Genomic DNA, 280 nt, shown 5'->3' on the forward strand with positions numbered 1-280 from the left:
GCTGCCGCTGCGCCCCTCATAGGTGCCGGAAACCTTGCGCTGTTCGTAGGTGCCGGTGACCCTCAGCGGCGCGTCGGCATTGCCGTGCGTGAAACTCATCTCGTAGATCTGGCCGTTGCGGCGGATCTTCAGCTTCAGCCAGCCCGACAGCGCATTGACTACCGAGACGCCGACGCCGTGCAGACCGCCGGACACCTTATAGGAGTTCTGGTCGAACTTGCCGCCGGCATGCAGCTGCGTCATGATCACTTCGGCCGCCGAAATGCCTTCGCCGGTGTGG

At 63.9% G+C, this 280-nt stretch carries 1 pseudogene; it reads right to left on the reverse strand.

Annotated features, from left to right (window positions below):
* Positions 1-280, reverse strand: a pseudogene (locus EN824_RS34885) (ATP-binding protein); the annotation flags it as partial.

Origin of the sequence: Mesorhizobium sp. M8A.F.Ca.ET.181.01.1.1 (assembly GCF_004792025.1) — a bacterium.
Taxonomy (GTDB): domain Bacteria; phylum Pseudomonadota; class Alphaproteobacteria; order Rhizobiales; family Rhizobiaceae; genus Mesorhizobium.